The following is a 13,429-nucleotide window of genomic DNA, read 5'->3' on the forward strand; positions in this document are numbered from 1 at the left end:
CATGTCTTGGCTACGACCTGCCGCCGCTGCCCTTTGCCTGCTGCCTTTTGTGTTGGCAGCGTGTGGCGAGACCTCCACGGCCGACGACCCCCGCACCCGTGCGCCGCTGGTGAGATCGGCCCTGGTTCAGGATTCTTCCGAGATCTCGCGGTCGTTCACCGGCACGGTGGCGGCTCGTGTCCAGAGCGACTTGGGCTTTCGGGTGTCCGGAAAGGTGCTCGAGCGTCTGGTCGACACGGGCCAGACCGTCAAGCGGGGTCAGCCGCTGATGCGCCTGGACCCGATCGACCTGGGCTTGCAGGCACAGGCGCAGCAGGAGTCGGTGACGGCGGCCCGTGCACGCGCCAGGCAGACGGCAGACGAAGAACTGCGTTATCGGGACCTAGTGGCCGCCGGTGCGGTTTCGGCTTCGGCCTATGACCAGATCAAGGCGGCAGCCGACACGGCCAAGGCGCAACTGAATGCGGCGGTGGCGCAGGCCGACGTGGCCCGGAATGCTTCGGGTTATGCGGTGCTGGTTGCCGATGCCGATGGGGTGGTGATGGAGACGCTGGCCGAAGCCGGTCAGGTCGTCAGTCCAGGGCAGGCCGTGGTTCGACTGGCGCGGGCCGGCCAGCGCGAGGCGATCGTGCATCTGCCCGAGACGCTGCGCCCCGCCGCAGGATCGATCGCACAGGCGACGCTCTACGGCAGCCAGGCCGGCGCAGTACCTGCGAAGCTCCGGTTGCTGTCCGATTCGGCCGACCGGGTGACGCGGACTTTCGAGGCCCGGTATGTGCTCGAGGGCCCGCTGGCCCAGGCGCCGTTGGGCGCGACGGTCACCCTCCGGATCGCCCAGGCGGCAGCCGGCAAGCCGGTGCTGCAGGTGCCCATCGCTGCCATTTACGATTCGGGCAAAGGTTCGGGTGTCTGGGTGATTGCCGGCGATCCGACGCGGGTGAGCTGGCGGGCCGTGCAGGTGGTGGGCCTGGGCGACGATGCCGCCCGGGTGGTGGGCCAGTTGACGTCGGGTGAACAGGTGGTCGCGTTGGGTGCGCATCTGCTGCAACACGGCGAGCAGGTTCGCCTGGCGCCGCAGGGCGATGCCAGCGCTGCCGGGAGCCGGCCATGAGCGCAGGGCGTTTTAATCTGTCGGCGCTGGCTGTCCGCGAGCGCTCGATCACGGTTTTTCTGATCTTGCTGATCGCGGTTGCGGGCATCGTGGCGTTCTTTCAGCTGGGCCGTGCAGAAGACCCTCCTTTCACGGTCAAGCAGATGACGGTGATCACCGCCTGGCCGGGCGCCACGGCGCAGGAAATGCAGGATCAGGTGGCCGAGCCGCTCGAGAAGCGCTTGCAGGAACTGAAGTGGTATGACCGTTCGGAGACCTACACCCGACCGGGGCTGGCCTTCACCATGCTGTCGCTGGCCGACGGCACGCCGCCTTCGGAAGTGCAGGAGGAGTTCTATCAGGCGCGCAAGAAGCTCGGGGACGAAGCCCGGAACCTGCCGGCGGGCGTGATGGGCCCCATGGTGAACGACGAGTTTTCGGACGTCACGTTTGCCTTGTTTGCACTGAAGGCGAAGGGCGAGCCGCAGCGGCTTCTGGTGCGCGATGCCGAGTCGCTGCGGCAGCGCCTGTTGCATGTGCCGGGCGTGAAGAAGGTCAACATCATCGGCGAACAGGCCGAACGCATCTTCGTGTCGTTCTCGCACGATCGGCTGGCGACCCTCGGGGTTTCGCCGCAAGACATCTTTTCGGCCCTGAACAGCCAGAACGTGCTCACGCCGGCCGGGTCGATCGACACCGACGGGCCGCAAGTCTTCCTTCGCTTGGACGGCGCCTTCGACAAGCTGGAGAAGATCCGCAACACCTCGATCGCGGTGCAGGGGCGCACGCTCAAGCTGTCTGACGTGGCGACGGTGACGCGCGGTTATGAAGACCCGGCGACTTTTCTGGTTCGCAACAACGGGGAAGAGGCCCTGCTGCTGGGCATCGTGATGCGCGACGGTTGGAACGGTCTGGATCTGGGCCAGGCGCTCGATGCCGAGACGGCCCGGATCAACGACGGCATGCCGCTGGGCATGACGCTCACCAAGGTGACCGACCAGTCCGTGAACATCGGCTCGGCCGTCGACGAGTTCATGGTCAAGTTCTTTGTCGCGCTGCTGGTGGTGATGGTGGTCTGTTTTGTCAGCATGGGCTGGCGGGTCGGCGTGGTGGTGGCCGCCGCCGTGCCGCTGACGCTGGCCGTGGTCTTCGTGATCATGGCGGCCACGGGCAAGAACTTCGACCGCATCACCCTGGGTTCGCTGATCCTGGCGCTCGGATTGCTGGTGGACGACGCCATCATCGCCATCGAAATGATGGTGGTGAAGATGGAGCAGGGCTACGACCGCATCGAAGCGTCGGCATACGCCTGGAGCCACACCGCAGCGCCGATGCTGTCGGGCACGCTGGTGACGGCCATCGGTTTCATGCCCAATGGCTTTGCACAGTCGACGGCGGGTGAATACACCAGCAACATGTTCTGGATCGTGGGCATCGCCCTGATCGCCTCATGGGTGGTCGCCGTGTTCTTCACGCCTTATCTGGGCGTGAAGATGTTGCCGAACATCCGGAAGGTCGAGGGCGGCCACGCGGCGATCTACGACACGCCCCGATACAACCGCTTCCGCCAGGTGCTGGCGCGTGTCATCGCCCGCAAGTGGCTGGTGGCCGGGACGGTGATCATGGCGTTTGTCGTCGCGATCCTCGGCATGGGGTTGGTCAAGAAGCAGTTCTTTCCGACCTCGGACCGCCCGGAGGTACTGGTCGAGGTGCAGATGCCTTACGGAACATCCATCGAGCAGACCAGCGCGACGACGGCCCGGATCGAGTCGTGGCTGCAGAAGCAGGAAGAAGCAAAAATCGTCACGGCTTATGTGGGCCAGGGCGCGCCGCGTTTCTATCTGGCAATGGCGCCGGAGCTGCCCGATCCGTCGTTTGCGAAGATCGTGGTGCTCACGGACAGCCAGGAAGCGCGCGAGAAGCTCAAGTTCCGCCTGCGCGAAGCGGTGGCCGAAGGACTCGCACCGGAAGCCCGCGTGAGGGTCACCCAGCTCGTGTTCGGCCCGTATTCGCCGTACCCGGTCGCGTATCGTGTGATGGGGCCAGATCCTTCCCGGTTGCGCGACATCGCGGCGGAGGTGCAGCAGGTGATGCAGGCGAACGCCATGATGCGCACGGTCAATTCCGACTGGGGCCCGCCGGTCTCGACGCTGCATTTCTCGCTGGATCAGGATCGCTTGCAGTCGGTCGGGCTGACTTCGACAGCCGTGGCGCAACAGCTTCAGTTTCTGCTCACGGGTGTTCCGATCACCTCGGTGCGCGAAGACATACGCTCGGTGCAGGTGGTGGGGCGTGCCGCCGGCGATATCCGGCTCGATCCCGCCAGGATCGAAGGCTTCACGCTGGTGGGCTCGGCGGGGCAACGCATCCCGCTGTCGCAGGTCGGCGAGGTCGATGTCCGGATGGAAGATCCGGTTCTGCGCCGCCGCGATCGCACGCCGACCGTGACGGTGCGGGGCGACATCGCCGAAGGCCTGCAGCCGCCGGACGTCTCTGCGGTCATCGTCAAGGAACTGCGGCCCATCATCGACAGGCTGCCCGAGGGTTACCGGATCGAGGAAGCAGGATCGATCGAGGAATCGGGCAAGGCCAGCCAGGCGATGTTGCCGCTGTTCCCGATCATGCTGGCGATGACGTTGCTGATCATCATTCTGCAGGTGCGCTCGATGTCGGCGATGGTGATGGTTTTCCTGACTGCACCGCTGGGCCTGATCGGTGTCGTGCCGACGTTGCTGCTGTTCCAGCAGCCGTTCGGCATCAATGCACTGGTGGGCCTGATCGCGCTGTCGGGCATCCTGATGCGCAACACCCTGATCCTGATCGGCCAGATCCATCACAACGAGAACGAGGGACTGGATCCGTTCCATGCGGTGGTCGAGGCGACCGTGCAACGCGCCCGCCCGGTGCTGTTGACGGCGCTGGCGGCGATCCTGGCTTTCATTCCGCTCACGCACTCGGTGTTCTGGGGCACCCTGGCCTACACACTGATCGGCGGCACGCTGGGCGGAACGATCATGACCTTGGTGTTCCTGCCGGCGATGTATTCGATCTGGTTCAAGATCAAGCCCGCTGGGGCCAACGGGGCCGGAAAAGCGCTGCGGGCATAGGGTGGCGCGAGATCGGCGAGAGGATGGCGCGTTGCCGTCCTCGATCTGACGGCCGTGCGTTCAACGCCCAGTTCCTGCCGATGCGTTCTGGCTGAAGGTCAGAAAGAAGCGGACCATTTCGCACGTGGCGTCGGGGCCTTTCCGATCGGTGCACGAGCCGAGTTCCGAGCCGCCGGCCCAGGCATGCCCGGCGCCATGGATCTCCCATCGTTCGGCGATGACGTCGCCCAATCCGTTGAGGTAGATGTGCCGGGTGACGGGGTGCTGGCCACGTTCGCCGGGCATGCCGGTCACGACCTCGGGGGCGGTATCGCCCAGGCTCGATGAAACGATCTGCAGGGCGTTTTTGGGATGCACCGTGGTGTCTTGATCGCCATGAAAGACGATCACCGGCACGCCGCTGCCGGCCAGGGTGGGCGGCGTGCTGTGCAGGCCCTGCATGGCGGCCGCTGCCGACGAGAGATCGGAGGCCACGCCGGGTGCCAGGCCCGAATGCACGCCCGCGGCTGCGTAGACCTTGGGATACGACCGGGCCACGAGCGCGGCCATGGCACCGCCTGCCGACAGGCCTGCGATGTAGACCCGCTGCGAGTCGATGCCATGCGCCAGCACCACCTCGCGAGTCATGCCGGCCAGCAGAGCGGCTTCGGCACGGCCCTGCAGCTGCTCGCCGTTTTCGAACCAGTTCCAGCATCGCTGCGGATGGGCTTCCCGCGACTGCACCGGGTAGAGCACGTAGAAATCGTGTCGACGGCCTTGGTCGTTCATGGCCGTGCCGGCCGCAAAGTCGTCGGCATCCTGACTGCAGCCGTGAAGCATGACGACGAGCGGCAGGCGTTTGCCGGCCGGGTTGGGCGGGACATACAGCTTGTAGTACCGGGCCCCCGCTGAATTGCGAAACGTGCCTTCGATGAATGAATCGGGCGTGGCGGCAGGGCGGTATGCGCCTTGCCGGACCGGTCCGGCGTTTCGTAGATATTCGACGGTCATCGCTTTCTCTCTCTTCTGATAGGGTGTGAGGGCAGGGCGAAGCCGCAATACACTGGGGGACATCGTCCGTTGAGTGACCCTGTCGGGGGGCGAACAATCGGCCCCGTGTCAGAACGCCGGGCCTGTCCCTGGCTTGCAACGCAACTCTTCTTCATACCGACCGGACGACCATGCACTCCGTAGCCGACCTTCTTCACAACACCAAGTTCAAGGATCCGCTTCGCAACGGTTCGCTCGAAGAACTCGAGGCGTTGGCCGCCGGGCAAGGGCTGCGCTCGGCGTTGATCTACCTGAACGCCTTGGTGCCTCATCGCTTCACGGCCATCTACCGGCTTCGGCACAAGACGCTGTATTGCACGTCGGCTTTCGATGCGGCCCAGGAAATCAGCGGCGTCGACCTGGCCGAGGTTCCGTATGAAGAAAGCTACTGCCAGTTCACGCTCAAGGACGGTCGGTACGTGACCGCCGATGCAGCGGCCGATCCGCTGCTCGAAGGCCACAAGTACCGCGACATCATGCAAAGCTATATCGGCATGCCGGTCCTCGATGAGAATGCCCAGGTCTATGGCACGCTGTGCCACTTCGATTTTCTGAAGATCGAGGCGCCTCCACGGCAGATCGAGTTTCTGAAAAGCGCCGCGCGGTTGCTGGCGGCCCATGTGAGCCGTCCGGTCGGCGGCGCTCGAGCCTGAGGCCATCGGGCCCGCGTGGTGGGTCGCGTTATCTCCTGGGCGACTTGAGGGGCTGGCTGCCCGCTCCCAGCTCGGCACCCGTTCGAGGGTCGAGCAGGGGGTCGGAGGTCGTGCGGTTGAGCATGGCGAGGTAGGGCAGTTCTTCGTCGGGCGTCAGTTCGACGAATGCATCGCCGTCGCCGCCGTCCACGGCCTGCAGCTCGCTGGATTTGCTTCGTACATCCCAGTTGGGGCCGCTGTTCCAGGAGCCCTGGACATCGCGTCCTGCCGAGTGGTTGAAGTAGGTGGACGAGAACTCTTCCAGGCCCTGCAGCTTTCCGGGCGGGAAGTTCGGGGTGATGGCATACAGCGCTTTCTCGAACGACTTCTGGTGAGCGATCTCGCGGGTCATCAGAAAGGTGAGTGCGTCTTTGACGCCGGGATCGTCGGTCAAGGCGATCAGCCGTTCGTAGACGATCTTGGCGCGCGCCTCGGCCGCGATGTTGGAGCGAAGATCGGCCGTGGGCTCGCCGATGGTGTCGACATAGGCGGCCGACCACGGCACGCCTGCAGAGTTCGTCAGCGCCGGACCGCCGCCGAACAGCACCTGGGTGAGATGGCTGTCGTTGCCGGCACCGGTGATCGACCGGTAGAGGTCGGCTTCGGACTCGGAGGCCTCGGCCAGTTTGCCCTTGGCGCCTTTGTTGAGCATGGCGACCATCGTGCCGATGATCTCCAGGTGGCTCAACTCTTCGGTGGCAATGTCGAAGAGCAGGTCTTTGCGGCCCGGGTCGTCGTCGCCGATGGCCTGGGTGAAGTACCGGCATGCGGCGGCCAGTTCGCCCTGCGAGCCCCCGAATTGCTCGAGCAGCAGATTGGCCAGGCCGGGGTTGCTTTCAGAGACACGCACGGTGTACTGAAGCCGTTTATTGTGAGAGAACATGAGGTATTCCTGTCGTGGAGTATGGTTTTAATACGACCGGGTTTACTTTCAGTATCACATGCTGACGGGCTGGAGCCAGGTGAATGCATCGATATATCGGCCTCACTCATCCTGAGGCCAAAATGTATTGGGGTCTGGAGTGAAGTGCGCCCCCTTGGCGTGGTCTTTCGACTACAGGGTTGTGAATATCGGTGTAATCGATTCGATAAACGAGGATTGGATGGGGGGTGTAGGATTTCGATGGGGGTTTTGATGAATGTCGATTGGGGCTGAATTCGAGATTTATCCGTTGTTTTTGCTTGTTTTGATGCGCATGTTTTTTTTGAAGCCCTGAAATAAAAGGCCTGTCATCGTCATTCAAGCTATTTCATGAAGGGGCAGTCCAATCTGGCATCATGATTTTGAATGGGATGCGGGCCTTTTTCGGATGGATGGACTTGAAACCAGTTAGGCGATGAAAATGGCCGAAATCGATTCAATCCGCACAGCGTCCCAGACGCTGCTTGCGTTTACAACCGATAGTCCAGCGTCACCCCAAAGCTGCGCGGCGCACCGGGCTGGTTGCCGCCGGTGGACCAGCCCAGGCCCTGGTAGTAGTGTTTGTCGAACAGGTTGTCGATGTTCAGGCGCACGGTGGCCTGGCGGCTGATGTCGTACGAGGCGTTCAGGCCGACCAGCGCATAACCCTTCTGGCGGATGGTGTCGCCATAGCTGGACACCGTGGTGTTCTGCACGTACAGCGACGCGCCGGTGCGCCAGCGGTGCCATTCGCCGGGCAGGCGGTAGGCCGTGGTCATCTTGAATTGATGGCGGGGGTAGTTGGGACTGAAGAGCTCGCCGATGTTGGCGGGGTCGCTGTCCTTGGTGTATTTGGCCGATACATAGGCATAACCCGCTGCGATCTGCCAGCCCGGCAGCAGTTCGCCGCCGATCTCGGTTTCGATGCCCTGGCTCTCGACTTCGCCCGATGCCCGCTGGCAGTAGCCGAAGCTGCTGCCGGGGCAGGGGTTGGGGCCGCCGGTGTCGTCGGTGGCGCGGTTGCGCTGCTTGATCTGAAACACGGCCACGCTGGCGTTGAGCCGGCCACCGAAGTACGCGCCCTTGACGCCGGCTTCGAGGTTGGTGCCGGTGATGGGGTCGAGTACCGTGCCGTTCATGTCGTAGGCGGTCTGCGGCTGGAAGATGCGGGTCCAGCTGGCGTAGACGGAGTGGCGGTCGTCCAGGTCGAAGATCAGGCCGCCGTAAGGGGTGAGCTGGTGGCCGGGGTCGTACTTGAGCGGGGCGGCGTTGGTCTTGGTCTGGTGGCTGAGGCGTTCATACCCGTCCGCACGCAGGCCGGTGATGAGCTTGAGCGGCTCGGCCAAGTGCCAGCGTGCGACGGCGTAGGCGCCGGTCTGGCGGGTGTCGAAGCGCAGTCTCCAGGCGCTCATGTCGATGGCGGGCTGGGCGACGGCGTAGGCGTTCCAGTTGTAGGGGTCGACGAGCGGGCCTGACGATGTCCAGGCGTAGCTCGACCAGCCGCCGTTCGAGTCGTACTTGAGCCGGCGATGCGACAGGCCGAAGGCCGCCTCGTGTTCGCGCCCCAGCAGCGAGAAGGGACCGCTGGCGTTCACGTCGAGGCTGGTCTGGCGGTTGTCGATGACGTAGGCCTGGGTGTTCTGGTACAGCGAGCCGCCGATGCGGCTCAGGCCCGAAAACGTCATGTCCACATCCTGCCAGCGCTGCACGGCCGAGAGCTTGGCGCGCCAGCCGCCGGCCAACTGCTGTTCGAGCTCGACAAAGGCGGTCTGCGTGGTCTGGCCCCAATGGTCGAACGCGTTGGCCAGGTTGGCGGATCGCGGCACGTCGAGGAAGGAGCCGTCGGCGGCCAGCGGCAGGCGGGTGTAGAGCCCGGTGTCGTAGATGCGGCGCCAGTGGGCGCCGACGGTGAGCAGCGTGTCGGGCGAGAGGTCGGCTTCGAGGACGCCGTAGAGCTGGCCGTTGCGGTCGTGCGCGGTGTCGTAGAAGTTGCGTTTGTCCTGCACCGAGGCCACGGCCCGTCCACGCAGCGTCTTGGCTTCGTTGAGCGCGTTGCTGCCGTCGAGCTGCAGCCGGTAGTTGTCCCAACTGCCGATCGAGGCCTGCAGCGAGCCTTGCGGGGTGGCCGTGGGGCGCTTGCGCACCAGGTTGAGGGCGGCCGAAGGGTTGCCGCTGCCGGTGGTGAGGCCGCTGGCGCCGCGAACCACTTCCATGCGGTCGTAGATGGCGAGATCTTCGTTGTCGGGGTTGGCGGTGCCGTTGCCGCCCAGGCTGGTGGGCAGGCCGTCGAGCAGCAGGCTGTCGATGGCGAAGCCGCGGGCGCTGAAACTGCCGGATTCGCCCACCAGGTCGCCCTTCTGCACGACCAGGCCGGTCACGTTCTGCACGGCCTGGTCCAGCGTGGTCAGGCCCAGCACGTCGATCTGTTCGCGGGTGAGCACGCTGACGGACTGCGGCGTCTCGCGCAGCGAGAGGTTGAGCCGGGTCGCGGTGCTGGCGCTGCCGGAGGTCATCGAGCCCGTGCCTTCGGTGGTCTCTCTCGCCAGCGCGCTGGCGGTGACGCGCACTTCGGCCAGATCGACACCGGCGGCGCCGGTGGCTTCGGGTGTGGCGCGCAGCACGTAGCTGCCGTTGGCTTGCGGCACGGCTTCGAGGCCGGTGCCGCCGAGCAGCCGATGCAGCGCCTGGCTGGCCGAGTGCGCGCCCTGCACGCCGGCGCTGTGTTTGCCGGCGGTGAGCCGTCCATCGGCCGCCACGAACACGCCCGTCACCGCGACATAACGGTTGATGGCTTGGTTGAGGGGGCCGTTGGCGATGTCGTAGGTTCGGATGTCGGCCGGCGCGGCGGCTGCGGCCTGCTGGGCCAGTGCCGCGGTGGCGGGCAGCAGGGCAGAGGTGGCGAGCAGGGCGATGCGCAGGGCAAACGGCAGGGGGGCCAGCGGGCTGGCGATGACTGGAGGGCGCGATGGGCGCATGGTGAGATTTCTCCTCGGATGGATGGCTGGTCCTGCGTGATCCGAGCGAGCCGCGAGAAAAGGGAACCGGAGACGTCGGTGCGAGCCGTTTTTTTCGGCTTCAGCCGGCCTGGGGTTCGATCTGCACCCACCACGGCAGCGTGTAACGCACGCGGATGGGCAGGGCCTGCATCAGCAGGGCCAGGGCGCGGTCGGTGTCGTGCAGCGGATAGCCGCCGGCCACGCGCAGGTCGGCGATGGCAGGGTCGCAGGCGAGGTGCCCCGGGCGGTAGAGCGACAATTCGGCGACCCAGTCGGCGAGCCGCATGTCGTCGGCGAGCAGCAAGCCCTTGGCCCAGGATTGGCGTGCTTCGTCGACCGGCCTGCTGCGGCCGATGCTGGTTGCGCCGATGTCGGTTTGCCAGCCGCCGGGCACGATTTGTTCGGCTGCGGCTGCGGCCGCCGTGCCGGGGCGGACCGCGACCGAGCCCCCGAAAACCGATAGCGTGCACTGCCGGTCGCGCGTGCGGACCGAAAACCGGGTGCCCAGCGGGCGCAGGCTGGCCAGGTGGGTGACGACGGTGAGCTCGGGTCGGTGGGCCGGCGCGGGCAGGGCCGGGCGGCCGGTGTCGACCAGGATTTCTCCCTGATGCAGGACGATGCGCGGACCTTGCTGTGCATCGGCGGCTTCGGCAAGGTCGATGGCCGTGCGAGGGGCCAGCCACAGCCGGGTGCCATCGGCCAGATGCAATTGGCGGGTCTGGCCGACGCCGGTGTTGTGGTCGCTCTGCCAGTCCCAGCCTTGCGAGGCCAACCGGTGCCGCACCGGGGGCACGTAACGGGCGGCGAGCAGGCCGGCCGTGCCGCACACGGCCATCGCCGCGAGGGTGCGCAGCGCGCGCCGGCGTTGACCGCCATGGTGGGCCGCCTGATCGAGCGCATGGCTGGCCGCCCGTTTGGCGGCAGGCTGCAAGCGGCGCGAGGGATCGAACTGGCTGCTGATCGCCTGCACGGCCTGCCAGGCCCGTTGATGGTCGGGGTGCGCCGCCAGCCAGTCGAGCCAGCGCTGGCGGGCTTGCGGATCGGCGGGCTCGTCCTGCAGCACGGCAAACCATTCGGCCGCCTGCCGAAGCGTGCCGTGCGCCAGGGGCGGCGGGCCTGCAGGCGTCGGCGCAGGCGGGATCGGGCCGGCGGTCGCTCGGCCGTTCATGCGCGGGCTTGGGTGAATTCGGCCTGGAACAGCAGGCACTGCAGCATGGCCTGTGCCATGTATTTCTTCACCATGCGTTCGGAGACCCCGAGCTCCGCGCCGATCTCGCGGTAGGTCATCTCGTGGATCTGCGACAGCACGAAGGCGCGCCGGGGCTTGTCGGCCAGCCGGGCCAGCATGGCGTCGATCTGGCACAGCGTCTCGATCACGATGGCCTGGTCTTCGGCCGAAGGCGCCATCGCGGGCGGTTGCGAGGCCAGGGTCTCGGCCCAGGCCCGCTCGACGGTCTGGCGCCGCCAGTGGTCGACCAGCAGGCCCCGGGCGATGGTGCTCAGGTAGGCACGCGGTTCATCGGTCAGCGTGCGCGGCCGCATCAGCAGCCGCACGAACGTATCCTGCGCCAGATCGGCGGCCTGGTGCACATCGCCCCCCAGCTTGCGGCGCAGGAACTGACGCAGCCAGCCGATGTGGGCGACGTAAAGCCGGTCCATGTCCACCGTTCCGTCCGCTCCGGTAGACGACGCACAACTGATGGATGCCGGCAAGCCTGTCATGGAGAGTTGCAGTAATGAGAATAGACATCATTATACAAAATGACAGGAATGCATCTCAATCGAGGTCTTGAGGCCTTTGTGTTCGAGAGGACCGGTCAGCCGGCCGCCTCTCTGAGGAGGCGCTGGATTTCGACGAATGCGGCATGTCCTCTGAGCGAATTCGCCCAAAGCCGATCGGCGAGTCCCTGATGCAGGCGCAGCGCCTGCTCGTCCTCGGTGACGGTGGCAACGCCGTAATGGATATTGATGGGCTCGACGACCCGGAAAGGACTGAGCACAAGAAGCGAGCGAGGGCCGATGTTGACCAGCTCGAATCCGGCGGTCGGCAATTGTTCGGTGGTCAGCCCGATCTGCACGCCCATCGGTGGAGACGCGATCATCTGCGCCAGTCTTTCGACCTCGACCCGAGCCGCCTGCCGGCGTCGTGCTCGCTGAGCGGCAGGCAGCTTGGCATGGCCTCCGAGCCCGAAGGCCAGGTAACGTTCAATGTCCTCGACCGGAATGATGTTGACCAGGGAGGTGCGATGGGTCTTGAAGGCCTCCTTGCGCCTCTTGAGCAGATGGATCAGGCGCTGCGCTTCGAGTTCGCTGAGTGCCATCTGGTCGTTCCGGTGGTCGACGAGGCGGGCCATGAGCGACTCGTCGTAGGCGTCCGAGCTCAGCACATAGGCCTGAGGGCCGAAGACGATGGTCAGCTGCGTGGCCTGTTCTTCGAGCCGCAGCAGATGATCGAACATCAGCAGGCCGTGAGTGAAGTACTGATTGCCCAGACCCAGCAGGGCGGCCAGCGAGGTACCGTAGAGCTCGGCGAGGCGTTCCATCACATCGAGCTTGACGACTTCGCCGGCTTCGTAGCGGTACAGAAGCGCACGTGAAATGCGTGCGGCGGCCGAGACGGCGTCTGCGGTCAGTCCCGAGTCTTCCCGCAGTTGTCTGAGGCGTTCGCCGATCGCCAGGAAGCGGGATTCACTCATGCGTCATTTCCTATTTTGGTGCATTTGTACCGATTTCGTGATGCTGTCTAAAAAATGGGTCATTTCTCAAAATTGCGCGTTGTGTGGCGGGATGGCAGTTCATAAGCTGCCTGGACTTGTTCAACGCACGCAACCATCATGCCCATCATCCATCTCGACGGCGTCCCCGTTCACTATGCCGAGCATGGCAGCGGCCCGCGCGCCGTGATCTTCATGCACGGCGGCTTCGGCAGTTCTTCCGAACTGTGGCAGCGCACCATGGCTGCATTGCCCGCAGGCTGGCGCGGCTATGCGATCGACAACTTCCTGCGTTCGTCGCCGCCGCCGCAGGGCTACAACGTGCAGGCCCTTGCACAACGGGTGCACGCATTTGCGGATGCGATGGATCTCGAGCGGCCCGTGATCGCGGGGCACTCGATGGGCGGTGTCGTCTGCCAGCTGGCTGCGTCGTCCCAGCCGGAACGCTTCGGCGGCATGGTGCTGGTCTGCACCGGTGCGGTGATGACCAACCACACGCTGGGCCGTGTGCTGCTCAAGGATCTGCGTGAGAACGGTTATGCCAACATGCGGGAGACCAGTGCGCAGTGGTTCCACCGGCTGCCGCAGCCCTTCTTCGATGGTTATGTGCAGCGCGCAAACGATGCGCCCTTGCAGGCGATGATCGATGTGCAGCAGAGCCTGCTGGAGACGGATTGCCGGCCGCTGTTGCCGCGGATTTCGGCACCGACGCTGATCGTCTTTGGCCATCACGATGCGGGCCGCACCATCGACCATGCCGAAATGCTGAAGGCCGGCATACCCGACAGCCGCATTGCACACCTGACGGAAAGCGGTCACACGCCGATGGAGGAAACTCCGGAAGCCTTCGACGCGGCACTCCATGCTTTCCTCGGCAACATCTGATTTCAAGAAAGAATC

At 65.2% G+C, this 13,429-nt stretch carries 10 protein-coding genes; 4 read left to right on the forward strand and 6 right to left on the reverse strand.

Features of this window, described 5'->3' with window-relative positions:
- Position 1 precedes the first annotated feature (1 nt).
- Together EC845_RS06650 and EC845_RS06655 are read left to right on the forward strand one after the other, a co-directional pair.
- A complete protein-coding gene (locus EC845_RS06650; protein WP_123296462.1) occupies positions 2–1,111 on the forward strand; it encodes an efflux RND transporter periplasmic adaptor subunit in 1,110 nt (369 codons plus the stop codon).
- The gene (locus EC845_RS06655) at positions 1,108–4,197 is read left to right on the forward strand and encodes an efflux RND transporter permease subunit (protein WP_123296464.1); all 3,090 of its coding nucleotides are present in this window, start codon (positions 1,108–1,110) and stop codon (positions 4,195–4,197) included. The genes EC845_RS06650 and EC845_RS06655 overlap by 4 nt, the downstream gene beginning before the upstream one ends.
- 60 nt (positions 4,198–4,257) lie before the next feature.
- Here the strand turns inward: EC845_RS06655 and EC845_RS06660 are convergent, their stop codons facing one another.
- Positions 4,258–5,187 carry a PHB depolymerase family esterase gene (locus EC845_RS06660; protein WP_233597967.1) on the reverse strand — a complete coding sequence of 310 codons (930 nt, stop codon included), beginning with the start codon at positions 5,185–5,187 and terminating at the stop codon, positions 4,258–4,260.
- A 170-nt stretch (positions 5,188–5,357) separates the two neighbouring features.
- Here EC845_RS06660 and EC845_RS06665 point away from each other — a divergent pair, with 170 nt between their 5' ends.
- Entirely contained in the window at positions 5,358–5,879 is a 522-nt protein-coding gene (locus tag EC845_RS06665) for a GAF domain-containing protein (protein WP_123296468.1), read from the forward strand.
- A gap of 28 nt (positions 5,880–5,907) precedes the next feature.
- On the opposite strand, the gene EC845_RS06670 is transcribed toward EC845_RS06665, so the two are convergent.
- The 5 genes from EC845_RS06670 to EC845_RS06690 form a co-directional block, all read right to left on the reverse strand.
- Complete coding sequence (locus EC845_RS06670) at positions 5,908–6,801, reverse strand: manganese catalase family protein (RefSeq protein WP_123296470.1); 894 nt, start codon at positions 6,799–6,801, stop codon at positions 5,908–5,910.
- A 509-nt stretch (positions 6,802–7,310) separates the two neighbouring features.
- A complete protein-coding gene (locus EC845_RS06675) occupies positions 7,311–9,794 on the reverse strand; it encodes a TonB-dependent siderophore receptor (RefSeq protein WP_123296472.1) in 2,484 nt (827 codons plus the stop codon).
- A 100-nt stretch (positions 9,795–9,894) separates the two neighbouring features.
- On the reverse strand, positions 9,895–10,983 hold the full coding sequence (locus EC845_RS06680) for a FecR domain-containing protein (RefSeq protein WP_123296474.1): 1,089 nt from the start codon (positions 10,981–10,983) through the stop codon (positions 9,895–9,897).
- Positions 10,980–11,474, reverse strand: a complete 495-nt coding sequence (locus tag EC845_RS06685) for a sigma-70 family RNA polymerase sigma factor (protein ID WP_123296476.1) — start codon at positions 11,472–11,474, stop codon at positions 10,980–10,982. The genes EC845_RS06680 and EC845_RS06685 overlap by 4 nt, the downstream gene beginning before the upstream one ends.
- A 158-nt stretch (positions 11,475–11,632) precedes the next feature.
- Positions 11,633–12,511, reverse strand: coding sequence for a helix-turn-helix domain-containing protein (locus tag EC845_RS06690; protein ID WP_123296478.1), 879 nt, complete (start codon positions 12,509–12,511; stop codon positions 11,633–11,635).
- A 138-nt stretch (positions 12,512–12,649) separates the two neighbouring features.
- Between EC845_RS06690 and EC845_RS06695 the strand changes: the two genes are divergently transcribed.
- Positions 12,650–13,414 carry an alpha/beta fold hydrolase gene (locus EC845_RS06695; RefSeq protein ID WP_123296480.1) on the forward strand — a complete coding sequence of 255 codons (765 nt, stop codon included), beginning with the start codon at positions 12,650–12,652 and terminating at the stop codon, positions 13,412–13,414.
- Positions 13,415–13,429: the final 15 nt, after the last annotated feature.

The organism is Comamonas sp. BIGb0124 (assembly GCF_003752175.1).
Lineage (GTDB): Bacteria > Pseudomonadota > Gammaproteobacteria > Burkholderiales > Burkholderiaceae_C > Comamonas_F.